21 protein-coding genes and 1 other RNA gene are annotated in these 25302 nt (G+C 38.9%); 13 read left to right on the forward strand and 9 right to left on the reverse strand.

Going from position 1 to position 25302, the window contains the following annotated elements; all coding sequences use genetic code 11:
* Positions 1-10: 10 nt before the first annotated feature.
* The 3 genes from BLR27_RS15545 to BLR27_RS15555 are packed head-to-tail and all read left to right on the forward strand — an operon-like array spanning position 11 to position 1826.
* A complete protein-coding gene (locus BLR27_RS15545; protein ID WP_090706422.1) occupies positions 11-268 on the forward strand; it encodes a hypothetical protein in 258 nt (85 codons plus the stop codon).
* 15 nt (positions 269-283) lie between these two features.
* A complete protein-coding gene (locus tag BLR27_RS15550) occupies positions 284-964 on the forward strand; it encodes a LytR/AlgR family response regulator transcription factor (protein WP_090706424.1) in 681 nt (226 codons plus the stop codon).
* Between the two features lie 16 nt (positions 965-980).
* Complete coding sequence (locus BLR27_RS15555; RefSeq protein WP_143007764.1) at positions 981-1826, forward strand: hypothetical protein; 846 nt, start codon at positions 981-983, stop codon at positions 1824-1826.
* Positions 1827-1906: 80 nt separating this feature from the next.
* Here BLR27_RS15555 and BLR27_RS15560 read toward each other — a convergent pair whose 3' ends face one another.
* From BLR27_RS15560 to BLR27_RS15570, 4 genes are all read right to left on the reverse strand, one after another.
* Positions 1907-2851: a 3'-5' exonuclease gene (locus tag BLR27_RS15560; protein ID WP_090706427.1), complete on the reverse strand. Its 945-nt coding sequence runs from the start codon at positions 2849-2851 to the stop codon at positions 1907-1909.
* Between the two features lie 4 nt (positions 2852-2855).
* Entirely contained in the window at positions 2856-2978 is a 123-nt protein-coding gene (locus BLR27_RS18825) for a hypothetical protein (protein WP_262485659.1), read from the reverse strand.
* 69 nt (positions 2979-3047) lie between these two features.
* Entirely contained in the window at positions 3048-3590 is a 543-nt protein-coding gene (locus BLR27_RS15565) for a C40 family peptidase (RefSeq protein ID WP_176767721.1), read from the reverse strand.
* Between the two features lie 76 nt (positions 3591-3666).
* A complete protein-coding gene (locus BLR27_RS15570; protein WP_090706429.1) occupies positions 3667-4323 on the reverse strand; it encodes an ATP-binding cassette domain-containing protein in 657 nt (218 codons plus the stop codon).
* 606 nt (positions 4324-4929) lie between these two features.
* Here BLR27_RS15570 and BLR27_RS15580 point away from each other — a divergent pair.
* Complete coding sequence (locus BLR27_RS15580; RefSeq protein ID WP_176767722.1) at positions 4930-5367, forward strand: YMGG-like glycine zipper-containing protein; 438 nt, start codon at positions 4930-4932, stop codon at positions 5365-5367.
* A gap of 980 nt (positions 5368-6347) precedes the next feature.
* Here BLR27_RS15580 and mutS read toward each other — a convergent pair.
* On the reverse strand, positions 6348-8924 hold the full coding sequence (mutS, locus tag BLR27_RS15585) for a DNA mismatch repair protein MutS (protein ID WP_090706435.1): 2577 nt from the start codon (positions 8922-8924) through the stop codon (positions 6348-6350).
* A 221-nt stretch (positions 8925-9145) separates the two neighbouring features.
* Here mutS and BLR27_RS15590 point away from each other — a divergent pair, with 221 nt between their 5' ends.
* The gene (locus BLR27_RS15590; RefSeq protein WP_090706437.1) at positions 9146-10384 is read left to right on the forward strand and encodes an MFS transporter; all 1239 of its coding nucleotides are present in this window, start codon (positions 9146-9148) and stop codon (positions 10382-10384) included.
* Here the strand turns inward: BLR27_RS15590 and BLR27_RS15595 are convergent.
* Positions 10371-11414, reverse strand: coding sequence for an aldose epimerase family protein (locus tag BLR27_RS15595; RefSeq protein ID WP_090706438.1), 1044 nt, complete (start codon positions 11412-11414; stop codon positions 10371-10373). The two genes, BLR27_RS15590 and BLR27_RS15595, sit on opposite strands and share 14 nt — an antisense overlap.
* Positions 11415-11627: 213 nt before the next feature.
* On the opposite strand from BLR27_RS15595, the gene BLR27_RS15600 reads away from it, so the two are divergent.
* From BLR27_RS15600 to BLR27_RS15610, 3 genes are read left to right on the forward strand one after another with little or no spacing between them, the layout of a single operon-like run.
* Positions 11628-12158 (forward strand): RNA methyltransferase, encoded by a 531-nt coding sequence (locus tag BLR27_RS15600; RefSeq protein WP_090706440.1) that lies wholly within the window; start codon positions 11628-11630, stop codon positions 12156-12158.
* 7 nt (positions 12159-12165) lie between these two features.
* Positions 12166-12825, forward strand: a complete 660-nt coding sequence (locus BLR27_RS15605; RefSeq protein WP_090706442.1) for a YdeI/OmpD-associated family protein — start codon at positions 12166-12168, stop codon at positions 12823-12825.
* A 53-nt stretch (positions 12826-12878) separates the two neighbouring features.
* Positions 12879-13679, forward strand: coding sequence for a GNAT family N-acetyltransferase (locus BLR27_RS15610; protein ID WP_090706444.1), 801 nt, complete (start codon positions 12879-12881; stop codon positions 13677-13679).
* A gap of 62 nt (positions 13680-13741) precedes the next feature.
* Here the strand turns inward: BLR27_RS15610 and BLR27_RS15615 are convergent, their stop codons facing one another.
* Positions 13742-15217, reverse strand: a complete 1476-nt coding sequence (locus BLR27_RS15615) for a glutamate synthase subunit beta (RefSeq protein WP_090706446.1) — start codon at positions 15215-15217, stop codon at positions 13742-13744.
* Complete coding sequence (gene gltB, locus BLR27_RS15620) at positions 15217-19743, reverse strand: glutamate synthase large subunit (RefSeq protein ID WP_090706448.1); 4527 nt, start codon at positions 19741-19743, stop codon at positions 15217-15219. Before gltB ends, BLR27_RS15615 begins: the two co-directional genes overlap by 1 nt.
* 216 nt (positions 19744-19959) lie before the next feature.
* On the opposite strand from gltB, the gene ffs reads away from it, so the two are divergent.
* From ffs to BLR27_RS15640, 4 genes are all read left to right on the forward strand, one after another.
* An RNA gene (gene ffs / locus BLR27_RS15625) (signal recognition particle sRNA small type) lies at positions 19960-20059 on the forward strand.
* A gap of 51 nt (positions 20060-20110) precedes the next feature.
* Positions 20111-20467 (forward strand): four helix bundle protein, encoded by a 357-nt coding sequence (locus BLR27_RS15630; protein ID WP_090706449.1) that lies wholly within the window; start codon positions 20111-20113, stop codon positions 20465-20467.
* Positions 20468-20509: 42 nt separating this feature from the next.
* The gene (gene fsa, locus BLR27_RS15635) at positions 20510-21169 is read left to right on the forward strand and encodes a fructose-6-phosphate aldolase (RefSeq protein WP_090706451.1); all 660 of its coding nucleotides are present in this window, start codon (positions 20510-20512) and stop codon (positions 21167-21169) included.
* A gap of 129 nt (positions 21170-21298) precedes the next feature.
* Positions 21299-22267: a YpdA family putative bacillithiol disulfide reductase gene (locus BLR27_RS15640; RefSeq protein WP_245704535.1), complete on the forward strand. Its 969-nt coding sequence runs from the start codon at positions 21299-21301 to the stop codon at positions 22265-22267.
* Positions 22268-22559: 292 nt separating this feature from the next.
* On the opposite strand, the gene BLR27_RS15645 is transcribed toward BLR27_RS15640, so the two are convergent.
* The gene (locus tag BLR27_RS15645; RefSeq protein WP_090706454.1) at positions 22560-23045 is read right to left on the reverse strand and encodes a D-glycero-alpha-D-manno-heptose-1,7-bisphosphate 7-phosphatase; all 486 of its coding nucleotides are present in this window, start codon (positions 23043-23045) and stop codon (positions 22560-22562) included.
* Positions 23046-23137: 92 nt separating this feature from the next.
* On the opposite strand from BLR27_RS15645, the gene BLR27_RS15650 reads away from it, so the two are divergent.
* A complete protein-coding gene (locus BLR27_RS15650) occupies positions 23138-25186 on the forward strand; it encodes an OPT family oligopeptide transporter (protein ID WP_090706455.1) in 2049 nt (682 codons plus the stop codon).
* The last annotated feature ends 116 nt before the right edge of the window (positions 25187-25302 follow it).

Genomic DNA, 25302 nt, shown 5'->3' on the forward strand with positions numbered 1-25302 from the left:
ACTTAATTGTATGAGAAGAGCATTATTAATTCTTTTTCTGGGACTTGTAACTTATTCATGCGAAGAAAAATGCTGTTTTAAGCAGCAATATAGCAGAGAAGAACTCCAACCAGATCTTAAAATAACTCAACAATCCAAACACTCTGTTACCAATAAAAATTGTAATTTAATGCTTGAATGGTTAAACAGAAAAAACATTGGTCACTTCCTGAAAAACCATATTTCACTAGTGCATACTCCTGTTGTTTCAATTGATAAAAACCTTTAAAATCATAACTTATTGATGATAGCTATTGCACTGGATGATGAACCCTTAGCTCTTGAGGTTGTACGGAGTCATTCGTCCAAAGTTCCCTTTCTAAATCTGAAAGCAGAATTTACAGACGCATTTCAGGCTATGGAATATATTCAGAAGGAAAGTATAGACCTGATATTTCTGGATATTAAAATGCCTGATATTTCAGGAATTGACTTTTTAAATAGCCTGAATAAAAAACCTATGGTAATTTTTACAACAGCCTATTCTGAACATGCAGTCGCAAGCTTTGAACTGGATGCAATCGATTACCTGCTCAAACCTTTTTCACTGAGCCGGTTTATAAAAGGATGCAATAAAGCTTATGAATTATATCAGCTAAGGAATAAAAGCGGACAGGCAGATTTCATATTCCTTAAGACCGGATACGAACAGGAAAAGGTCCATTTTTCAGACATTCTATACCTGGAAGCAGCAGGGAACTACGTCAATTTTGTTTTGAAGAATAAAAGTCTGCTGTCCCGAATGACCTTTGCTGAATTAGAAGTAATACTTCCCAGAGATAAATTTATTCGTACTCACCGCTCCTATATCGCTGCATATAAGGCAATTGATAAGATTGAAAGACATCAGGTACACATTCAGGGCAATCAGATCCCTGTTAGTGAATCGTTCATTCAAAATCTGAATAATATTGATAAAAGATAACCTGCTTATTAAATTGATGATGAGATACTTTTTAGTGTTTGCTTTTTTAATTAGTCCGTTCTTTTGTTCAGCACAACGACTTCATATCGCAAAACGAAATATTACATCAAAAAGCGGATTAGAATTCTCAAAAAGCATCCGGGACAGTACCATAAGCATCGATTTAAGAGAAAAGATCATTTTTAGTGAAGTTCGCTCAGGTAATATTCCGGAATTCTACCGCAAATTGATTGAGATCAGAGATACAGTTTTAATAAATAACAAGAATAATACTATTAAATACTTTGTCCTGCCCGACTTTCTGGCCATTGGTAATGATGATGATTATTTTTATTGCCCTATGCGCCCGCAATTAGCTCAGAAAGTAGCTGATCTATTAAAATGCAGCCTTCCCACCCGTAAAATATCGAACAGAATCTATCAAAATGCCGCTGTAAAAATGGTACCACAGCCTATTCCTCCTTCAAAAGCAATGATCACAGTCCCAATTTTTGAAAAACATAATTCGATGGTTCAGGAACAAAGAAAAAATACGCTCAGCCAATTTCCAAATGGGAGCCTTACTGCCGGAAACAAGAAAGATGTGGTGATCTCCAATAAAACATATAACGATAAAGGACTACTTCGTGTGGTGATTTATGGCTGGCATAAGCCGGATGGTAAAGCAATTCAGCCATTATACAACGGACATTCAACAATCCATGTAGATTATAGCCATGGTATCAGGTTTGTTCAGAATAAGGTCTGGGTCAATGGCAAAAAAACAAGTATTCAGAAAATTCTCAAGTCTGAAATTTTGCATCCGCTTTTAAGCGATGAGGGGGTAATTGCAAAGCCGTACTATCCTGTCGGGTTGTACTAGTGTTGTCTGTTGTCTGTTGTCTGTTGTCTGGCTAACGTACCTAAACTGTTAACCCGATCGCTATCGGGTGATAACTCTAATCATTTCCCAAATTTCATCTTTAACTGCTCGAGCATATCCGTATTAATAGGCTTAGCTTCTTCTTTAGGTTTTTGTGGATTTACTGATTCTGGTCTGGGAGCGGTATTTGCAGCTTGCCTTTCATTACGCAATTGCTCTTTTTTAGCATTCATGCGGTTCCATATCTTCTCCAGGCAGCGTTTAGTATAAAGCGGGAAATCACCATTAAGCATCCAGTTATAATAACTTGGTTCAGATTGAAAAACATCTTCAACAGCCCTTCCTTTATGTTTTCCAAAATTGATAACTTCCACACCATCCTCATTATACACCATTCTGGCGGCAAAATCTACCGGTTTATTGAGATTAGTGAATTTATGCAGTGCCTCTATATTATTCTGAACAGGCTTACTGACCAGACCCTTTTTATCTTCCCAGTCTTTATTTTCATATTTCTCGATCTGCGCTTTCAGAACCTCGTAGGTGGCTTTAATATCCGCTTCAGCGGAGTGAGCATTTTCAATATTTTTACCACAATAGAACTGATAAGCAGCCTTTAAGGTACGCTGTTCCATTTGGTGAAAAATATTCTGAACATCCACAAAATGTCTGTTATCTATATCAAAATCGATTCCGGCACGCAGAAACTCTTCCATTAATACAGGAATATCAAAGCGGTTGGAATTATAACCTGCAAGGTCACAATCATCTAAAAATCTGGCCAGCTCCTCACCTGCCTGCTTAAATGTTTGAGCATGTTTTATATCCTCATCGTAGATGCCGTGAATCAGGGATGACTCAAGCGGAATTGGAATTCCGGGATTGATACGCATAGTTTTTACATCTTCTGTACCATCAGGCATCGCCTTAAGGATGGAGATTTCAACGATCCGGTCTGATGCAACATTTACACCGGTAGTTTCCAGATCAAAAAAAGCGAGGGGACGTTTAAGATTTAATTTCATGCGATTAACTAAAGATTATGATACCTGCCAGAATTCCAATGACCATGATCAGATACATCAGTATTTCTGTGCTGGCAAAGCGTTTATATTTCATCCAGAATGTATAGTCGCCTTTCTCCTTGCTCATAAATATTCGGGGGATTAATTATTTGACAAAATTACTGATTAAAAAACAGAAAACATGAATCTATTGAGCCTACGGTTTAACACTTCCTGCTCTGCTGAAATATTTATAATACCAGGGATCTTTCAAATCGCTGATAATAACCCCTTTCGAGGTAGAAGCATGAACAAATTTATTATTATGAAGATAGATCCCAACATGACTAAATTTCTGTCCTTCGAAATCAAAAAAAACAAGATCACCTTCCTTCAGATCCTTTTCAAATTTGCGTTTTACATCATCTGCCATTGATCTTGCAGTACGAGGCAAGGGTTTATTATAGATTTCCTTCGCAAGTAAAATTGTAAAACCAGAGCAGTCCACTCCTCTTTTATCCATCCCACCATTTCTGTATGGAACCCCTAGCCAATTGTCAATAAAACGATAGAGCTTTTCATTATCAAGGTCTTTTTCCTTTACATTCATAATGGAGGCATACCGCTCCTTAATACTTCCTGAAGAGATCACTTTAGCTTTGGAGGCATCAGTAATGATCTTTTTGCTTTTACAGGATGTATAAAAACAAGATAAGATCATTAATCCAAGGCAGAATAAAACACTTCTTGATCTGAGCATAAACCGAAATTGTGTTTATTAAGATTGATATCAAACAACTGTTTTTGCACAGCTGTGAATAAGTAAGTTTCTGAGCTTAGATCCTGGCATATCCCAATGTTTCGATATCTTCCATAGAATTTGTTAAATGTAGCTTCCCATCATTCAATAAGTAAATACTATCTGCTATATCAGTGATATGTCTGAACATATGATCGGAAATAATAAAGCCCTTATTTTCCTTTTCTGTGATGAGCAATTTTTTAATTCTTTCAATCTGCAAAGGACTAATATGGGTAAAAGGCTCATCAAGAAGGGCAAATTTCGATTTACATTTGATTAGTACATAAAGTTCCACCAGTCGCCTTTCTCCACCGGAAAATTCTGAGATCTTTAATTTAGATTTTGTAATAAATTCCGAGAATTGTGTTTCAAACTCAGAAATATCCAGGCTGAAATCTTTGAAAATTCTTTCTAAGGTAAGGAATGAAGGAATAAAATTAAATTGAGGAAGGTATACTAAAAGATCTGATCTTCCTGCCAATTCAAAAACAGTTTTTCCGTCAAATCGAATGGATCTGCTTTCCGCTTTTAAAGTCCCGGAAATGATTTTCATTAAACAAGATTTCCCCTGTCCATTCCTGCCTAAAAGGCCAATGATCTTTCCTGTTTCAGACTTCAAATAAATATCAGAAAGAATCACTCTTCCTGAAAAATTCAAACTCACACCATCAACCTCCAGTATATGCTTCATCTCAATTGATAGACGCCAAAAATTAAAGCCAGAAACAAAACAAAATCAAATACAAGGCTGCCAGTCCACAAAGCAATTTTTGATAAACCCAGATTCTGGTAGTAAAAATATTCTTTACTCCTGTAACTATTTATGAATGTTATGATAAAACCCATCGAAATAAGTTTAAACCAGAAAATAACAACAAAAAAGGACATGCCACTTATCCGGAAAATACCGGCAGATAGTACAGAAATGAGAATACTTGGGATATTGTAAGTATTGTAAAAAGTAAATATTAGCCGAATAGTTCTTGTCATCGATTTTAAAGATAATGAAACCAATAGCTTTAAACCTGATAAATCCATCAGATCAATAATCCTGAATAGTAAAAAAGAGATAAATATTGGCTTAATACCTCAATTTATGCCTTTTAAACCAGGTATATTGCCACTTTCAATTTTACAGATCTCATATCATACATATTGAAAAGACAATAAACTAAAGCTGCTGTAGTTTAAAGGCCATTTTTTCTCCAGGTGAAATAATATTTCAAAATATATAATTCTTTGGCATCATTATTTCATGTACTATAATAACCGTTTTAATGCGGTAAATAAAAAAATTATGAGAAATATACTAATCATGTTTGCATTTGCCGGAATAATTTCTGCATGCAATGGAAATGCTAGTGAGACCGCCAAAATTGATCAGGACTCTATTAGAATGGTTCAGCAATTGGATAGCTTTAAGCGTGTAGCTACTGCAGATTCGATGGCAGCAATTGCTGCAGCTTCAGCAGCAACTCAAAGAAGGAATAATATCAGCAGTACCAGATCTTCAACGGGAACAAGTACTCAAACCTCTACCACTACAACTCAGAAAAAAGGCTGGAGTTCAGCTGCAAAAGGTGCCGTGATCGGTGGTGTTGTTGGTGCTGGAACAGGAATACTGGTTGATAAAAAAGATGGCAGAGGTGCTGCGATCGGTGGTGTTGTTGGCGCTGGGGCCGGATATGTGATTGGAAGAGAACAGGATAAAAAATCAGGAAGAGTTGATCAATAATAATTCCAATTGGAAAGAAAATGTGCCCTGGAAAAACCTTATTCTGGGGCACTTTTTTTTGCATCCAGGCACCATACTCTTAAGTTAACAGTTGGTTAGTTGGTTAGTAATTAGGTGGTTAGTGACATTTGTTGTCAGTTATCTGAGAAATAGTACTAGTGTCATGTCACATATAGTTTGACGAAAACATCTGAATGCTAAGGAGGCTAAAATAATGGCAGTTTAATGTGACGATACCAGGATAAAACCATTAAAACTCTAATCGTCAATTAATTCGTGAGATGACACTTGATGACGGGTAACTGAAATGATTGAATAAAAAATACTGAGCCTAAGGATAGCCATATCGCTCAATAGCCCGGTGCTTTAGCTCCGGGTTAAGATCCGGTTTTCAGACCGGGCTTCAGCCCAAAACCTAAGCGACCGGAACAGAACAAATACTGGTGCTTCAGCGCCGAAATACCGATAACTAAACCACATCTACCATTCCCTAACCCGAATTTTTAGTATTCCAAAATTTTCAAATAGTGCAGTCTAAATACCTGCTATGTCATTTATAATATCTATCGGGCTAAAGCCCAATATATTTTTCCTCACATGTTGCAGAATATTGGGCTGAAGCCCGAAAATAAACAAACTCGTTAACTCCAGCTAAAGCTGGAGCCTATTTAGCGGCCTTACTGGTGTCATGTCATTAATACTTTGACGAACACATCGAAATACCAAGGAGGCTAAAATAAAATGGCGGCATACCTGTGACGATGAGAGGATGAAATTATTGAAACTTTATCCGTCAATTGATGAGTGACATAACACTAGTTTGAAATGAACACTTAATCGTCTTGGCTCCTGGTTCTTGGTTCCTGGCTCAATTCTTAAGTTGTCAGTTATCTGAGAAATAGTGCTGGTTTGAAATGAACACCTAATCGTCCTGGTTCTTGGTTCCAGGTTCTTGATTCCTGGTTCTTGTCTCTATCTTCTCACGATTTCAACACCCTCTGGATCTCATCCAGCTTCATCAATGCCTCTACTGGTGTTAGTGTATTTACTTCAAGGTTATTTAGCATATCCCTGATTTTAACCAATACCGGATCGTCAATAGAGAACATTTGCAGCTGATAAGCCTGTTTTTGCACTTTTTTGATACTATCTTTAATATCTTCCCCGCCAGTCCTTTCCTGCTCAAGTCGTTTCAGGATCTCATTTGCACGACTGACCAATTTTTGAGGCATACCGGCCATCTTTGCAACATGAATACCAAAACTATGCTCACTCCCACCGGGTACCAGCTTGCGAAGGAAAATAACCTTGTTACCCAGCTCTTTTACTGAAACATTAAAATTCTTAATTCTGTTGAATGAATTTGTCAATTCATTCAACTCGTGATAATGGGTTGCAAACAGAGTTTTCGCCTGTGCAGTCGGGTGATTATGAAGATATTCAGCAATGGACCATGCAATGGAGATCCCATCATAGGTACTTGTTCCCCGACCGATCTCATCCATCAGGATCAAGCTTCTTGGCGATAAATTATTCAGAATACTGGCAGTTTCATTCATTTCAACCATGAAGGTTGACTCTCCTGTGGTCAGGTTATCAGAAGCTCCAACACGAGTAAATATCTTATCTACAATTCCAATCTGAGCTTCCTTTGCAGGGACAAAACATCCCATTTGTGCCATCAATACGATCAGGCCGGTTTGCCTCAACAAGGCCGACTTACCCGACATGTTCGGACCGGTAATGATGATGATCTGCTGACTATCACTATCCAGAAATACATCATTAGTGATATATTCCTCGCCGGGAGGAAGATTCTTTTCAATCACAGGATGCCTGCCTCCTTTGATATCGATTATGGTACTATCATCAATAACTGGCTTAACATAATAGTTTTTGATAGCCAGATTTGAGAAATTCAACAGCACGTCAAGCTGTGCTACTAATTGAGCATTAAGCTGTATTGGTTTAATGAATTCGGAAAGTGCATAGGTCAGTTCATTGTATAAGCGGGTTTCCAAAACCTGAATCTTTTCTTCTGCACCCAGAATCTGCTCTTCATATTCTTTTAATTCCGGTGTAATATAGCGTTCGGCATTGACCAGGGTTTGTTTCCTGAGCCATTCTGACGGCACTTTATCCTTGTGAGTATGAGTTACTTCAAGATAATAACCAAAAACATTATTAAATGCTACTTTAAGTGATGGAATACCTGTGATTTCAGCTTCCCGTTTTTGTATTTCAAGCAGATATCCTTTACCACCAAAAGCGATCTTTCTTAAGCGGTCAAGCTCCTCATCTACTCCATCGGCAATAACACTGCCTTTGATCAACATGACCGGAGGATCAGGATTTAATTCCCGTTCGATTTTATCGCGTATAAGCAGACAAGGATTCAACTGCTCTGCAATAGTTTTTAATGCATAATTATCAGAACTCTGGCAAAGTTCTTTCAGATTGAAAATGGCATATAATGCACGTTTCAACTGCATAACTTCCCTTGGATTAGCTTTCTGAAGTCCGATTTTTGAGATTAGTCTTTCCAGATCACCAATCTGTTTCAATTCATGAAGCAGCTTTTCACGCAATTCATCATTATTGACCAGAAATTCAACCACATCCAGGCGTTCCTGTATCGGTTTCAGCTCTTTAAGAGGCATAATGATCCATCGCCTTAGCAAACGGGCTCCCATTGGTGAACAGGTCTTATCCAAAACATCAACAAGACTGACCGCATTTTCATTGGCTGAGCCAATTAATTCTAAATTGCGTATTGTGAAGCGGTCAAGCCACATATAACGATCCTCTTCAATTCTCGAAACCGAAGATATATGCTGAAGATTACGATGCTCCGTCTCATTCAGATAATGCAAAGCAACACCTGCCGCAGTGATGGCCAGGGGGAATTTCTCAATACCAAAACCTTTCAATGATTTAACTTCAAAATGTTTCAAAAGAAATTCAGAGGCATAATCACCGCTGTAAGCCCAATCATCGAGGTTATAGGTATAAAATCTATCGCCAAATGTTTCTACAAAATCACGCTGCCTGCTTTTCTGAAAAATCACTTCACTGGGTTTAAAACTTTGAAGTAACTTATCAATATAATCGGCATTGCCCTGGGCTACTAAAAATTCTCCGGTTGAAATATCTATAAATGCAATACCGAATGAATTTTTTTCGAAATAAAGTGAAGCCAGGTAATTATTGGTGTTCTGCTGGATAATATTATCGCTGTATGAAACTCCGGGAGTGATCAACTCAGTTACTCCACGCTTAACGATCGTTTTTGTTGTTTTAGGATCTTCCAGCTGGTCGCAAATGGCTACCCTTTGTCCTGCTCTGACTAATTTAGGCAGGTAGGTCTCCAAAGAATGATGTGGAAAACCAGCAAGTTCGATATGTGTTCCGGAACCATTTCCACGCTTGGTAAGAACAATTCCAAGGATACCTGATGCCTTTACAGCATCCTGTCCAAAAGTTTCATAAAAATCACCTACACGAAACAATAGCAATGCACCAGGATATTTAGCCTTGATCGTATTGTATTGCAGCATTAAAGGAGTTTCCTTCTGTTCGGTCTTCTTCGACAAATCATTAATTATTAGAAGGATAAAGTTAATGGATTGCTTAGTTTTTAGAAGGTTTGTGGAAAACTGTTTGATGGTGGGAAATTCTTTGAAAATACTTCCTGTCCAATATGTAATTTTTGTTCCTGTAATGTGTCTAATTCAATAGATCATGGTGATCTTTTCTTCCATTCATCTATCTTTGAATTGTGCTATCTAACACCCTTAATATATACAAAAAAGCCTTTTCCGGACTAAGCAGAGAGAACTGGTATCTATCCCTGGTCATGCTTATCAACCGAAGCGGTACCATGGTGGTTCCATTTCTTACCATTTATTGTACTCAGAAACTAAACTTCAGCATTGTTCAGGCAGGAATGATCATGGCTCTGTTCGGCCTTGGTTCTGTTTTCGGGGCATTTATTGGCGGTAAGATAACAGACAGGATCGGTTTTTATTATTTGCAGGTGGGAGCATTAATAAGCGGTGGTTTCATGTTCATGGCTCTCAGCTTCCTCGAAACATTTTTCAGTCTGGCTATCGGAACATTTATACTCAGCATTTGTAATGAAGGATTCAGGCCTGCCAATTCATCTGCTGTTGCTCATTACAGTACAGAAAAAACCCGAACCCGTTCCTATTCGTTAAACAGGATGGCTATCAATCTGGGCTGGTCTTTTGGTGGGGCTATGGGAGGTTTTATTGCCTCCATCGACTATCATTTATTATTCTTTGTTGATGGCTTAACAAATATACTAGCTGCCTTGATCCTGATAAAATTATTGCCGGCAGTAAAAAAAGATAAAATTGATTTTAAAGCTCACGAAAAGCCGGTTGTAAAATCAGCCTACCGTGATAAATTGTACCTCGCTTTTATTGTTTTAAGTACTTTATTCGCATCCTGTTTCTTTCAGCTGTTTACCTTACAACCAGTATTTTTTAAATCAGAATGGAATTTAAGCGAACAATTTATTGGTGGTTTGATGGCAATGAACGGACTGCTTATCGTTGGTGTGGAAATGTTGTTGATCAGCAGGATCGATGGAAAAAAACCTCCATTATATTTTGTAGGGATTGGTATTCTGATTACGGGGTTTGCTTTTTCACTGTTGAATATCCTTCCTGCTATGGCCTGGGTAGCAGTAATCTCTATCATGTTCATTTCCTTTGGTGAAATGTTCTCAATGCCATTCATGAATACCTTCTGGACCAGCAGATCGAATGCAAATAACCGTGGAGAATACGCGGCACTTTATACTATTTCCTGGGCGGTAGCCCAGATCATTGGTCCGCTTTATGGTGCATTCTTAATAGAATACGGTGGTTACTCTCTATTTTGGTGGTGTATTTGCGGTATTTGCATTATTTCAGCAATCGGATTCTTTACCCTTAACCATTTAAATCAAAAGAAAATATTGGCTCAGACAAGAAATCCTATTGACTACTAACGCAATAACCTGTTTTATGCCTGTAAACTTGTTCCGGTCGAAGTATTGTTGAAGGAAATTCAGGAATATTCACAGCATTACAGTGATGCTGTGTTTCGAAACAAAAGCCTGAAAATGGTCCATAAAAAGCTCCATTTCTAGCATCAGCAATCCCAAGATGCTTGCCGGTATAAAAATGAACGGTGGGTTCATCCGTAAAGACTTCCAGTTTAATTCCGCTTTTATCAGAATATGCTGTTGCCGCCTTCCCATAGACTCCGTATTCTTTATCCAATACAAATGATTGGTCATAGCCTGAAACAGGGTCCCAGTCCTCTTTAATTTGCTTAGAACTCTTAAAATCATACTTCGTTCCCAACACGGACAGTATTTCGCCATTCGCCAGATTATCCGGATGCTGACCAAGATAGAATCCGGATGGTATCTGAACCCAATGATCCTCTATCCTGCCTGAACCATGCAGGTTAAAATAGTCATGATGTGTCAGATTGATTGCCGTTGATTTATCTGTTATTGCCTCCGTATCAATGATCAATTCATTTTCATCATTCAGAGAAAAACAAATCGAAACAGTCAGATTTCCAGGATATCCCTCCTCAGCATCTTTACTCAGGTACGACATTTTAAGCTTTCCAACAGATAGATCGTCCGTGTTTTCGACATGCCATACCTTACTGTCAAAGCCTTCATAGCCACCATGGATTTGATGAGGGGACATATTAGAACTCAATTGAAAAGTTTGACCGTCAATTTCAATACAAGCATTTCCTACCCTATTTGCATATCGGCCAACAACGGCTCCCAGGTAAGAGCTGGTATTTAGGTAATCAGACGACAGGTATTGCTCCATTGTATCAAAACCAAGAACTATGTCAATTACATTACCGGTCCGGTCAGGGACTTTAAATGACTGTATAATAGCTCCCAAATTACTGATGCAAACTTCAACTCCTGCTTTATTTTTCAGTGTATAAAGAAAAACATCTGACCCATTATGCTGAAATAAAGCCTTAGACTGTAATATTTTCATCTTTTTATTTTTTTATACTGATGAACCTGCTTTTAGACAGGACGATCATGATTTGATAATCATACCCCTTCCAGGTTTTAGCAAAATGATGATGTTTTCATCGTTTATGTTCAAAGTTATAGACTGATCAAGGTTTATTTTAATCGTTGAAAATAGTGCAAAAACTTGAATAAAATATAAAGCTCTTTCAATTCGAAGAAGCTATTTTTGAACATGCGAAAATTAAAAACGGAGGAACTTGGCCGTGTTGGTATTGAGGACTTTAAAAAGCAGGAAAAATTACCCCTGGTTGTGATTCTTGATAGTGTGAGAAGTATGCATAATATCGGTTCGATCTTTCGTACTTCAGATGGGTTCGCAATTGAGAAGATCTGCCTTTGCGGTATTACTGCTCAACCACCACATAGGGAAATTGAAAAAACAGCACTCGGAGCCACTCAATCCATAGAATGGACCTATTCAGAAGATGTTTGCGATGTAATAAATGAATTGAAATCAGGTGGGTACACGATCATTGCCATAGAACAGGCAGAAAACAGTACCATGCTGAATGATTATCAGCCAGACAATTCAAAAAAATATGCTTTAATATTTGGCAATGAAGTTAATGGTGTAAGCGATCAAGCAATGAAACTGATTGATACCTGCATTGAGATCCCGCAATTTGGGACCAAGCATTCCTTTAATATTGTTGTATCTGCAGGAATTGTGCTATGGGACTTTTTTGCTAAATTGAAGCTATAAAAAAGGCATGTCAAAAAATACTCTTGCGAAAAAATTATTAATTAAATCCGGAAATCAGATATTACTGATAAATTCTCCGGACCAATACCTTTCTCTGCTCGAGCCATTGCCTGAAGGAGTGCGGTTTTATTACGAAAAAGCTGATCACTTTGATTTGCTGCAAGTTTTCGTTTCTAATAAAGCAGCTTTAAAGAAATATTTAATAGAACTTCATTCACATCTTCAACCCGAAACTATCCTTTGGATCTGTTATCCTAAGAAGTCATCAGGCATGCCTTCAGATCTGGAGATGACGGATTCCTGGGATATGACCGCTGAGTTTAACCTTGTTCCAGTATCAGCAGTGTCAATAAATGAAATCTGGACTGCCATAAGACTCAGGCAGAAAGATCAGGTCAGGAGATCTGCTTTAAGCAGTTCTGCCATTAAGGAAAATGATCTTTCCGAATTTATTGATATCAATAATCGTAAGGTAAGGATGCCCTCAATGCTCAGAGAAAAACTTAGCCCAGGGGCCATTCAATTTTTTGAGTCCTTATCCTACACCAATAAAAAAAAATATATTATCTGGATAATGTCTGCAAAACAAGAAAAAACAAGGACAGATAGAATAATGAAGATGGAAGTAAAACTTTGTTCAGAAAGAAAAAACCCATCAGATAAATGAAACCTGCCTATCGCCGGAAGGCTTCATAGCCTTAAAAAAACAATTTTATTCAGATGAAAATTCAAACCATAGATAGCCGGGATATAGATCTTCTTAATATTCTGCAGCCTCAGGGATGGGAGGATATCAGGCCATATTTTTATTATTATATTTCCTCTCCTTCATGCGATCCAATCAAAATAAGTATTGGAAATAAAATTGCGGCTGTTGGTACAACGATCAGGCACCCAGATACTGCATGGCTTGCGCATGTGATCGTTCACCCTGATTTCAGGAACCAGGGACTCGGACAAAAACTGACTGAGGCACTTATTGGCCGATTAGATTATGAAAAGATTAAAACAGTTTACCTGGATGCTACAGATATGGGCTTTCCTGTTTATAGAAAGATTGGTTTTGAAGTTGAAACCGAATACATACATCTGGACGGAGAACTGATCAATCAAAATCTTAAGGATCCTGCAGCAGTTATTCCCTTTCAGGAAAAATACCGGGATAAGATCTTGCAGCTCGATAAACAAACCTCAGGTGAAAACCGGGGTTTAATTATAAATGATCATTTAAAATCATCGCTCATTTACTTAAAGGAAGGAATTGTTAGCGGAGTATATTTTCCTCATTTCTTTGAGCAGGCCATCATTGCCAATGATCCTGAAGCAGGTACCGAGCTCATGAAATTAAGAATGCGCATCAAAAACAAGTTCAGGTTCCCGCTCGGCAATCAAAGCGGAATAAACTTCCTGATTCAAAATAATTATCAGAAAATGAGAACTTCCAGAAAGATGATCCTGGGTTTAAGGCGTGAGTATTTTGGTGAGTTTAATTATAACAGGATAAGCGGCGGACTAGGCTAAAAAAAAAACTCTGCCTTAATCCAAAAGAGGATTAAACCAGAGTGTCCTTAATTTTATAAAAATTATAAACTTACATATTCATTGATTCGGTCCTTGCTTGGCAAGCTGGTTCGTCCCATCAGGAACTCATCTGCTTTGCGGGCAGCTTCCCTGCCCTCAGAAATGGCCCAAACAACCAATGACTGACCACGACGCATATCGCCTGCAGCAAAAACTTTCTGAATATTTGTCTGATATTGCCCTTCAACTGCCTTAACATTTCCTCTGGCGTCAAGTTCAAGTCCTGTATTCTGAACAAGCCCCTGGTGCTGAGGATGCAGGAATCCCATGGCTAATAATATCAGCTGGCAAGGAATTTCCCTTTCAGAACCTTCAACTTCATTGAACTTTACCGGACGGCCCAAAGAATCCAGCTCCCAGCTTACATCAGAAACAAGAATTGCCCTCAAATCACCTTTTTCATCACCTAAAAACTCTTTGGTATTGATACCCCAGAACCTTTCACATCCTTCCTCATGGGAGCTGGTTGTTTTGAGTAACATAGGATAGGTTGGCCAGGGCATGTTTTCATTACGTTGTGCCGGTGGCTGAACCATTAGCTCAAACTGTTTTACAGTATTTGCATGTTGCCTGTTTGATGTTCCTACGCAATCAGAGCCTGTATCACCACCGCCTATTACAACCACATCCTTACCGGTAGCAAGAATACGCTCGCCAGGGATTGCAGAATTACTTACATCTTTATTCTGCTGCTTCAGGAAGTCCATAGCAAAATGAATCCCTTTGAAATCACGGCCTGGAATAGTAAGATTACGCGGAATAGTAGATCCCGCAGCCATAATCACTGCATCATGCTGATCAATAAAGGCTTTCATATCATCTTTCACACCAATTTCGGTATTACATACAAACTTGATTCCTTCTTGTTCCATTACATCCAATCGACGGTCGATTACTGATTTTTCAAGTTTAAAATCAGGAATTCCGTAGCGTAATAAACCACCCGGACGATCATCGCGTTCATATACAGTTACTGTATGTCCAGCCTTATTCATTTGCGCTGCAGCAGCTAATCCTGCAGGACCAGAACCAATGACCGCTACATTCTTTCCCGATCTTTGTAAGGTAGCATTAGGCTTTACAAAACCTTTCGAAAATGCAATCTCAATAATATGTCTTTCAATCTCTTCAATCGCTACAGCGGGTTTATTAATTCCTAATACGCAGGCAGCCTCGCAAGGTGCCGGACAAATACGTCCTGTAAACTCAGGGAAATTATTCGTAGAGGAAAGAATAAGATATGCTTCCTCCCATTTTCCCTGATAAACTGCATCATTGAATTCTGGAATAACGTTGCCAAGAGGGCAACCTGAATGGCAAAAAGGAATTCCACAATTCATGCATCTTGCTGCTTGCTGATTTAATTTTTCAGGTTCATATTCCTGAACAAATTCATTATAATTTTCCAATCGCTCTGCAGGGGCAATTTTGTTAGGAAGCTCCCTGTCATACTCTTTAAATCCTGTAACTTTTCCCATTATCCTGCTGATTGTTGTAATTGTTGTTGCTGTAAAACCCTTTTGTATTCTGATGGGAATACTTTTATAAATGATGCTGAAGCATTATCCCAGTCATCAAGAATATATTTTGCTACCTGGCTCTGGGTAAGCTGGAAGTGCTTGTTTAGCAAGTTTAATATCTCTTCCTCATCTTTAGGAGTAAGAGGATCCAATTCTACCATCTCGGTATTGCAATTACTCACAAATGAATTATCCGGATCATATACCCAGGCAATACCACCGCTCATTCCAGCAGCAAAATTCCGTCCTGTTTTACCAAGGATCAGGGCTCTTCCACCAGTCATGTATTCGCATCCATGATCACCAACACCTTCAACTACCGCTATAGCACCTGAATTCCGTACAGCAAAACGCTCTCCTGCTTGTCCTCTGACAAATAATTCACCCGATGTTGCCCCATAAAGCGCCACATTTCCGATGATGATATTATCCTGAGATAAAACCTTACTCTTTACAGATGGATAGATAACCAATTGAGCACCTGAAAGACCCTTTCCAACGTAATCATTGGCTTCACCAGTCAATTCAAAAGAAATCCCTTTTGTACAGAAGGCTCCAAAACTCTGACCGGCAGAGCCTGTAAACTTATAGTTTATGGTATTCTGAGGTAAACCGGCCGACTGGTATTTCTTAGTTATCTCATTAGAAAGTAGTGTTCCAGTGGTACGATCGGTATTTTTTATATCAAAAGCTGCAAATACTGGTTCTTTTGAGTCTATCGCATTTTTAGCATGCTCTAAAAGCTTCCAGTCAAGTATATTATCCAGATTATGATCCTGTTTCTCACTATTGTAGAGGGTCATGCCTGATGGGTTATCCATTGAGTATAAAATAGCCGACAGATCGATATTTTTAACTTTCCAGTGATCAACATCATCGCGCATTTTAAGAAACTGAACCCTTCCAACCATATCATTAATGGTTCTGAATCCAAGTTCAGCCATGATCTCACGTAATTCCTCAGCAATAAACCTGAAAAGATTAACGATATGCTCAGGCTTGCCTGAAAACAACTTCCTTAATTCAGGGTCCTGAGTAGCAACACCAACAGGGCATGTATTTAGATGACATTTACGCATCATAATACAACCACCAGCAACAAGAGCCGCTGTAGCCACCCCCCACTCCTCTGCACCCAAAAGAGTCGCAATGGCAATATCCTTACCTGTTTTTAATTGTCCGTCAGTCTGAAGTACAACTCTGCTTCTTAGTTTATTCTTTACCAGAGTTTGCTGAGCCTCTGCAAGTCCGAGTTCCCATGGCAATCCTGCATGCTTGATCGATGTAAGCGGAGAAGCCCCGGTTCCACCATCATAACCTGCGATAAGGATCACATCAGCATGTGCTTTTGCCACACCAGCAGCGATTGTACCTACACCTGCTTTAGAAACAAGCTTTACACTTATCCTGGCAGCACGATTGGCATTTTTCAAGTCAAAGATCAACTGAGCAAGATCTTCAATCGAATAGATATCATGATGAGGAGGAGGAGAGATCAATCCTACACCCGGAGTTGCATGCCGAACCTTAGCGATCCATTCATCAACTTTATCTCCGGGTAACTGACCACCTTCACCTGGCTTAGCACCCTGAGCCATTTTTATCTGTAATTCATCGGCATTAGTCAGGTAGTTTGCAGTAACACCAAACCTACCGGATGCGATCTGCTTAATTGCTGAACGCATTGATCCACCATCCGCCAATGGCTCATATCTCAATTCATCCTCTCCGCCTTCACCGGTATTACTTTTTGCCCCGATACTGTTCATTGCAATGGCGAGAGTACTATGCGCTTCATGAGAGATTGAACCGAATGACATCGCACCGGTAGCAAAACGCTTCAGGATAGCTTCAACAGGCTCAACTTCATCCAAAGGAACCGGCTGACGGTGATGTGCAAAGTCCAGTAGTCCGCGGATAGTATACAAGGAATCTGTTTGCTTATTAATATGCTGAGCATACTTTTTATAAACCTCGTAATTATTGGTACGTGTAGAATGCTGCAGTAAATGAACGGTTTCAGGATTAAAAAGATGGGCCTCACCCTTTCTTTTCCATTGATAAACACCACCTTCAGGTAACAATTTTGCTTCCACACCTGTGCGCCTGAAACCAAGGTAATGCTTACGCAATGCTTCCTCTGCCAGGTCGTCAAGGCCCATTCCACTGATGCGCGAAACAGCACCTGTGAAATAATGTTCAATTACATCCTGATTCAATCCGATGATCTCAAATATTTGAGCACCATGATATGACTGAAGTGTAGATATTCCCATTTTAGAAAATATCTTCAGGAGTCCATCGTTAACCGATTTGGTATAATTTTTATATAAAGCCTTCAAATCCAATTGAGTATCCAGCTTTTCATCAGTTTTTAGTTTACGTATGGTTGCAAGAGCAAGGTAAGGATTAACTGCAGTTGCACCGAATGCGATCAGACATGCAAAATGATGAACTTCCCATACATCACCAGCTTCAACCATGATACCAACTGCGCCACGAAGACCTTTTTTGATCAGGTGATGATGTACGGCTGAAACAGCTAACAATGATGGTATCGGAGCATGTTCAGAGTCGATTGCACGATCTGAAAGTATTAATACCTCAAAACCATCATGAACAGCATCTTCTGCATATCTGCACAAACGATCCAGGCCTCTTTGTAAAGAACCTGCTTGTCCGTCGGCTTTAAAATATGTTTGTAATGTTTTTGCCTGAAATGAACCTGTATCAATACTTCTGATCTTTTCAAGTTCTGTATTACTTAATACCGGATGAGGTAATGCCACACAATGACAGTGCATTTCATCCTCATCAAGAATATTACCGTTATTACCCATAAATCCTGCGAGGCTCATTACCAGACGCTCACGGATTGGGTCAATTGGAGGGTTAGTAACCTGCGCAAACAATTGTTTAAAGTAGTTTGCAAGGTGTTGTGGCCTGTCAGAAAACACAGCCAATGGAGTATCAGTCCCCATTGAACCAATAGCTTCTTTACCTGTAAGTGCCATTGGCATGATCAGAGTCTCAATATCTTCACGGGAAAACCCGAAAACTTGCTGATACTTAAATGTTGATTCATTGGATAATTGAGTAAAAGCTACTCTAGGCTCATCCAGATCTTCCAGCCTGATCTTATAATTCTCAAGCCATGTACCGTACGGCTGTTGCGTGGTGATCTCCTTCTTTATCTCGTCATCTTCAATAATTTCGCCCTTAATTGTATCCACAACCAACATCTTACCTGGCTGCAAACGCCCCTTCTTGATTACTTTTGATTCATCTACAGGTAAAACTCCCGCTTCAGAGGCAACAATTATACGATCATCACTAGTGATCACAAAACGCTGAGGACGAAGACCGTTACGGTCAAGTGTGGCACCGATCAAATGACCATCAGTAAATGCAATAGCCGCTGGTCCATCCCAGGGCTCGATCAATGTTGCATGGTATTCATAAAATGCCTTTGTAGCAGGATCCATTTGCTCGTTGCCATCCCATGCTTCGGGAATAAGCATCATCATTACATGAGGCAATGACCGTCCGCAATGGAACAGTAATTCGATCACATTATCAAGACAAGCAGAATCTGATTGATTATTATCAATTACAGGCAAAAGCATATCCATTTCATCTTTGGAGAAAAATGGAGACGCAAATGAGCGTATGCCGGAATAAAACCAGTTTAAATTTCCTTTTAAAGTATTTATCTCACCATTATGGGCTATAAACCTGAATGGTTGTGCAAGCCGCCATGAAGGAAAAGTATTTGTAGAGAAACGTGAATGGATCATACCAAAAGCAGAAGTTAAACCAGCTTCATTCAGATCAGGGAAATAGATCCTTACCTGGCTGCTGGTAAACTCACCTTTATAGATAATAACATTCTGAGAGAGCGAAACAATGTAAAATTGCTGCTCTGCCCCTATCACTGTTTCTCTTACTGATTTGGTGATATAGTTTTTAAGCACATATAATTTTCGCTCAAAATCTTCAGGAGTGTGAATATTTGCAGGTTTAGAAATAAAGACCTGCTCAATATCCGGCTCAGAAGAAAAAGCTGTCTCACCGATTATACCTGCATTAACAGGAACCTTACGATATCCCATTATGGTTAAACCAAGCTTTTCTGCTGCCTTCCCGATCGCTCTGCGGCAAGCCTCTTTGATAGTGGCTTTTTTGGGAAGGAATATCATTCCCACACCATAACTACCTGCCTTATCAAGACTGATATTTACTTTGAGAGCCTCCTGTTTAAAAAAATCATGAGGGATCTGAATTAATATCCCTGCCCCATCACCTGAATCCGGATCACAACCGCATGCACCGCGGTGTTCCATATTTTCTAAAATAGTAAGGGCATCACTAACGATCTGATGCGATTTCCGGCCCTTAATATTTGCAATAAAACCAACTCCACAGGCATCATGCTCCATTGCAGAGTTGTATAAACCTTGTGTTTGGCTGTCAGTATTTGTCATCAAAAATCTAAAATTTATAAGCTGACTAAAGTAACAAAAAGTGGTGTCATTACTTAATTTACAACTATTTTTATCATTCAATCAAAAAATATCATTTTATACCATCAAATTTAGAATATTTATAATTTATTACCAATATTGTTGCCATATTGCTATTTCATACATCATATTTATACCTCAGGGGCATTAATTCCTTTTTTTTTTTACTTTTGTGACGGGCAAGTCTTTTACGACCAGCTCCCTTTGAACTCCCCCAGGGTGGGAACACAGCAAGGGTAGAAGGTTGTAGCGGTGCGATAAAAGGTGCTTGCCCATTTTTTAAAATTGAGTTAATTAGCAAATGAGCTAATTAGCAAATTGCTTCAATATGAGCAGGCTAAAGGCTGATGAAAATCCAATAGTTTTAAAAACATTTTCTTTCGCTGTTAATGCCGCCAAATATTGCCAGGTCCTTCAAAAAAGCAAAGATTTTCCACTTGCCAATCAACTGTTTAAAAGTTCTACTTCTATTGGTGCCAACGTAAGAGAAGCACAGAATGCAGAAAGCAAGGCCGATTTTATTCATAAATTCAAAATTGCAATAAAAGAAGTGGATGAAACTGAATATTGGCTTGCATTGTGCAAAGAATTACATAATCATTCAGAACTACCCGCTTTGAATGAACAGCTAATAGAAATACAAAAAATCATTAATAAAATAATTTCCACTAGCAAGAAAGCATAATTTGCTAATTTGCACATTCACTAATTTGCTAATTCAATTGACATGAAATTCTTTATAGACACTGCAAACCTCGCCCAGATCAAAGAAGCCCAGGCACTCGGAATTTTAGATGGAGTAACCACCAATCCAAGCCTGATGGCTAAAGAAGGAATAACTGGTGATCAGAATGTAATCAATCATTATAAAGCTATATGTGCTTTGGTTGAAGGAGATGTAAGTGCAGAAGTCATTGCTACCGACTTCGAAAACATGGTGAAAGAAGGTGAAATATTAGCTGCACTGGATCCAAAGATCGTTGTAAAAGTACCAATGATCGCTGAGGGTATAAAAGCTATAAAATACTTTAGTTCAAAAGGCATTAAGACCAATTGTACCCTTGTATTTTCTTCAGGCCAGGCTCTTTTAGCTGCTAAAGTTGGTGCTACCTATGTATCTCCTTTTATTGGCCGTCTTGATGATGTTTCTACCGACGGTTTGACCTTAATTGAAGATATACGCCTTATTTATGATAATTATGGTTTCGAAACACAGATACTTGCGGCTTCAGTTCGTCATCCAATGCACATTATTAACTGTGCTAAAATAGGTGCTGATGTGATCACAGGACCACTTTCTGCTATGATCGCTTTATCAAAACATCCATTGACTGACAGCGGACTGGCACAGTTCCTCGCAGATCATGCAAAAGCTGCAGGAAAATAAGAAGAAAGCTTAAAGGTAAAAGATGAAAGAATAAAGGAAAAAGCATAGAGTATAAAACTCTATGCTTTTATCATTTTAAGCCTTCTGTACTTAAGTTAATAGTCATAACGCAATACTCAAAATCTGAAATTGGACAATAAATACGATATTCTGATCATTGGAGGAGGTCCAATAGGACTAACTTGTGGCATCGAAGCTCAGGCTGCAGGACTAAGCTATGTGATCATAGAAAAAGGCTGTATGGTTAATTCTCTTTATAATTATCCTTCAAATATGACCTTCTTCTCTACTTCAGATAAACTGGAAATTGGTGGAGTGCCTTTTGTCAGCAATAATATTAAACCAACACGAAGCGAGGCTTTAGAATATTACAGAAGAGTTGCAGATAAATTTGACTTGAACCTGAATTTATTTGAAAAGGTTGAATCTGTTGACAAAAAGTCGGATGAATACCTTGTACATACCAATAAGGCAGACTATCAGGTTAAAAACATCATTGTTTCTACAGGATTCTATGATATTCCAAATAAATTAAATATTCCGGGAGAAGATCTTCCGAAGGTAAAACACTACTACAAGGACCCTCATTTCTATGCAAAACAGAAAGTTTTGGTAGTTGGGGCCAATAACTCTTCTGTAGATGCTGCTCTGGAAACATATAGAAAAGGTGCTGAAGTCAGTATGGTGATCCGTGAATCGGAGATCGGTGAACGTGTAAAATATTGGGTCAGGCCCGATATTATAAACCGTATCAAAGAAGGAAGCATTAAGGCCTATTTTAATTCAAGCTTAAGCGCAATCAATGAGCATGAAGCAGAAATTATTGGACCGGAAGGCAAAATTACTATTGCCAATGATTTTGTACTGGCGATGACAGGCTATCAGCCTGATTTTTCATTTCTTAGAAAAATCGGTATCAGGATATCTACAGATGAAAAACAAGCTCCTGAACATGATCCAATAACCATGGAAACCAATATGAAAGGAATTTACCTTGCAGGGGTAGTCTGCGGTGGCATGAATACACATATTTGGTTCATTGAAAATTCAAGGGTGCACGCGGAGATAATAATTAATAAAATAATAGCTGAGGAATAAAAGTTATCTGTTATCTGTCTGGGCGGAGAGACTGAATATGTACTAAATATGAGTTTTTCATAGCTGGATTGGCTGATATAAATTTTGAATACAATTAATAATTAGCTGAATATTGCATCCTTTCAGATCCAAACTCGATTTAAATAGTAAAATGCACCACCTTTTTATGCAACCTGCATGTCAACAGATAACTGACCAATTGAGCCAGGAACCAGGATCAAAGAACAAGGACAATTCAGCACTAATTTTAAATTTACAGCTTTTTCCTGACAACAGATAACAGAAAAAAAGCCTAAGCAATTAAACTCAAAATCTCGCTAATCGGCTGATCACTATCGATCAATATCCCGGTCACTCCTGCAGCTTCACCAGCCATAACATCTCTTTCTCTGTCGCCAATAAAATAAGATTGAGAAGCATCAATTCCAAAACGGGCAACAGCTTTCTCAAGCATCAATGAACCCGGCTTACGGCATAAACATTTTCCATTGTATTCGGGATGATGATTACAATAGTAGGCCTCTGATATCAGCACACCCTGTTCTGCATAAGTTCTTTTTAAATGATCATGCATTTTATCAAGTTCTTCAACCGAATACCATCCCTTTGCTAGTCCGCCCTGGTTGGTAATCACGATCAATAGATACCCCCTATTCTGTAATTCCTTTAATGCAGTGAAATTGTGTTCCAATATTTTAAAATCCTCAAACCGACAGACATAATCTCCCAATTCTTTATTTAAAACCCCATCCCTGTCCAGAAAAACAGCTTTTTTCATAATAAAATTCAATTATTCAACCTCTTAAGCAATTTATTTCAAATATCAGTAAAAGAACTATCTTTAATTTAGAAAAAACCAAAAAATCCAATATGTCTGAAACAATTACTAAAAAAGAATTTAAGCCTTATGTGCCATCCAGCAGCTCGGTTGCTGAATTTACTGTAAAATCAGTTCTTTTAGGAGCCGTTTTCGGAATAATTTTTGGTGCCGCAACAGTCTACCTGGCATTGAAAGCAGGATTGACCGTATCAGCATCAATTCCTATTGCTGTTCTTGCCATTTCTATCGGGAGAAAGTTTTTTAAAACCACCATTCTGGAGAACAATATCATACAAACCACTGGTTCTGCAGGCGAGTCTATAGCTGCAGGTGTTGTTTTTACTTTACCCGGGTTCCTTTTTCTATCTGCCGGTAGCAACAGTGAATCATTTTTCTCCTATTGGCCAATCTTCTTCCTTGCCGCTCTGGGAGGTATACTCGGTACATTAATGATGATCCCATTGCGAAAATCATTGATCGTAGACGAACATGAAAGTCTCCCTTACCCGGAAGGTACTGCCTGTGCTTCTGTTTTAATTGCGGGAGAAAAGGGTGGTGATTTTGCAAAAACTGCCTACTACGGCCTTGCCTTTGCTTTCGGTTATGCTATACTCCAAAAGGTATTTCACCTGATCGCTGAGGCACCAACATGGGCAACAAGGCAGACGAACAGATTCTTTCCATCAGCTACAATCAATGGAGAGATTACTCCTGAATACATGGGCGTTGGATATATCATTGGACCTAAAATAGCCGGAGTTCTCGTTGCAGGCGGTGTGCTTGCCTGGTTAGGACTTATACCACTTCTGGCCACATTGGTACCCGCAGAAACAATTGCATATCAATTAGTTAAACTGGGTTATCTAAATAACGTGTATGCTCCGGGAGGCCCGGGAAACTATGACCCATTAAATATGGTATTTGAAAACACTGCAACTGCCATCTATCAGGCATATATTAAACAGATCGGTGCAGGTGCTGTTGCTGCGGGTGGTTTTATTACCCTGTTAAAAACTATCCCAACGATCATTTCTTCGTTTAAGTCGAGCCTGGCTTCAATGAATAAAAGCAGCGCTGAATTAAAAGTGATCAAACGTACAGACAATGATCTTTCCTTCAGGATTGTGATATTTGGCAGTCTGGCTTTGATACTACTCATGGCAATTTTACCTCAAATTCCCGGAGACTCGATCTTAAATAAATTACTAATTGGCGTTTTAGTGATTATTTTCGGCTTTTTCTTTGTCACAGTATCAAGCCGGATAGTTGGTTTGATAGGAACATCCTCGAATCCGGTATCAGGAATGACCATTGCCACTTTGATGGGTACATGCTTAATTTTTATCAGTATTGGATGGACAGGCCTGTCATATGAACCAATGGCTTTGGTTGTTGGTAGTATGATCTGTATAGCGGCAGCCAATGCCGGAGCAACTTCACAGGACCTTAAGACAGGTTATATTGTAGGAGCAACACCCAAATATCAGCAGCTAGCCTTATTTGTTGGAGCTATTGTATCTGCGGTAGTGATCGGTGCAACTTTATCGATACTTGACAGGCCCACAGCCGAAATGGCCGCACAGGGAATTACTCATGCCATTGGAACAGATACCTACCCTGCTCCACAAGGCACACTCATGGCCACTCTGATCAAAGGATTGCTGTCCTTCAACCTCGACTGGCAATTTGTGCTTGTCGGGGTCTTTCTGGCGATAACAGTTGAATTATGCGGTGTAAAATCCCTTTCTTTTGCTGTAGGGGCTTATTTACCGCTTTCCACTACCCTTCCGATCTTCGCAGGAGGTGCTATAAAAGGTTTGGTTGATATGAGATCAAAGAAAAAAGGCAGCAAATCAGATGATGATGAACTGGGACAAGGAAATCTTTTTGCAACCGGTCTTGTTGCTGGTGGTGCTCTCATGGGAGTTATTTATGCGTTTCTGATGGCCTTTGGAAGTACTGCAGGTCCGGTAGGTAAGCTGAATATGGAAGAACATCTTACTTCTTTGCTTGGCTCTGGAGGATATCAGATCATGGGATTTGTGTTCTTTGTAATCATGGGACTTTCATTATATAAGATAGCGGTCGGGAAAAAATAAAGTCCGGATCTAATTTGTTCGCAGACTGAAATAGTTCTAATATTTTTTTTTCTTATATGCAGGTTATGATTGGAATAGATCTTCCAGTAATAACCTGCATATTTTGTTTTTCCCAT

It is taken from the genome of Daejeonella rubra (genome assembly GCF_900103545.1).
Taxonomy (GTDB): Bacteria; Bacteroidota; Bacteroidia; order Sphingobacteriales; family Sphingobacteriaceae; genus Daejeonella; species Daejeonella rubra.

What these genes read in the sequence shown, in the direction of transcription:
- BLR27_RS15545 (WP_090706422.1), top strand. Translation starts at nt 11, where the DNA reads ATGAGAAGAGCATTATTAATTCTTTTTCTGGGACTTGTAACTTATTCA.
- BLR27_RS15550 (WP_090706424.1), top strand. Translation starts at nt 284, where the DNA reads ATGATAGCTATTGCACTGGATGATGAACCCTTAGCTCTTGAGGTTGTA.
- BLR27_RS15555 (WP_143007764.1), top strand. Translation starts at nt 981, where the DNA reads ATGATGAGATACTTTTTAGTGTTTGCTTTTTTAATTAGTCCGTTCTTT.
- BLR27_RS15560 (WP_090706427.1), bottom strand. Translation starts at nt 2,851, where the DNA reads ATGAAATTAAATCTTAAACGTCCCCTCGCTTTTTTTGATCTGGAAACT.
- BLR27_RS18825 (WP_262485659.1), bottom strand. Translation starts at nt 2,978, where the DNA reads ATGAGCAAGGAGAAAGGCGACTATACATTCTGGATGAAATATAAACGC.
- BLR27_RS15565 (WP_176767721.1), bottom strand. Translation starts at nt 3,590, where the DNA reads ATGCTCAGATCAAGAAGTGTTTTATTCTGCCTTGGATTAATGATCTTA.
- BLR27_RS15570 (WP_090706429.1), bottom strand. Translation starts at nt 4,323, where the DNA reads ATGAAGCATATACTGGAGGTTGATGGTGTGAGTTTGAATTTTTCAGGA.
- BLR27_RS15580 (WP_176767722.1), top strand. Translation starts at nt 4,930, where the DNA reads ATGAGAAATATACTAATCATGTTTGCATTTGCCGGAATAATTTCTGCA.
- mutS (WP_090706435.1), bottom strand. Translation starts at nt 8,924, where the DNA reads ATGCTGCAATACAATACGATCAAGGCTAAATATCCTGGTGCATTGCTA.
- BLR27_RS15595 (WP_090706438.1), bottom strand. Translation starts at nt 11,414, where the DNA reads ATGAAAATATTACAGTCTAAGGCTTTATTTCAGCATAATGGGTCAGAT.
- BLR27_RS15600 (WP_090706440.1), top strand. Translation starts at nt 11,628, where the DNA reads ATGCGAAAATTAAAAACGGAGGAACTTGGCCGTGTTGGTATTGAGGAC.
- BLR27_RS15605 (WP_090706442.1), top strand. Translation starts at nt 12,166, where the DNA reads ATGTCAAAAAATACTCTTGCGAAAAAATTATTAATTAAATCCGGAAAT.
- BLR27_RS15610 (WP_090706444.1), top strand. Translation starts at nt 12,879, where the DNA reads ATGAAAATTCAAACCATAGATAGCCGGGATATAGATCTTCTTAATATT.
- BLR27_RS15615 (WP_090706446.1), bottom strand. Translation starts at nt 15,217, where the DNA reads ATGGGAAAAGTTACAGGATTTAAAGAGTATGACAGGGAGCTTCCTAAC.
- gltB (WP_090706448.1), bottom strand. Translation starts at nt 19,743, where the DNA reads ATGACAAATACTGACAGCCAAACACAAGGTTTATACAACTCTGCAATG.
- BLR27_RS15630 (WP_090706449.1), top strand. Translation starts at nt 20,111, where the DNA reads ATGAGCAGGCTAAAGGCTGATGAAAATCCAATAGTTTTAAAAACATTT.
- fsa (WP_090706451.1), top strand. Translation starts at nt 20,510, where the DNA reads ATGAAATTCTTTATAGACACTGCAAACCTCGCCCAGATCAAAGAAGCC.
- BLR27_RS15645 (WP_090706454.1), bottom strand. Translation starts at nt 23,045, where the DNA reads ATGAAAAAAGCTGTTTTTCTGGACAGGGATGGGGTTTTAAATAAAGAA.
- BLR27_RS15650 (WP_090706455.1), top strand. Translation starts at nt 23,138, where the DNA reads ATGTCTGAAACAATTACTAAAAAAGAATTTAAGCCTTATGTGCCATCC.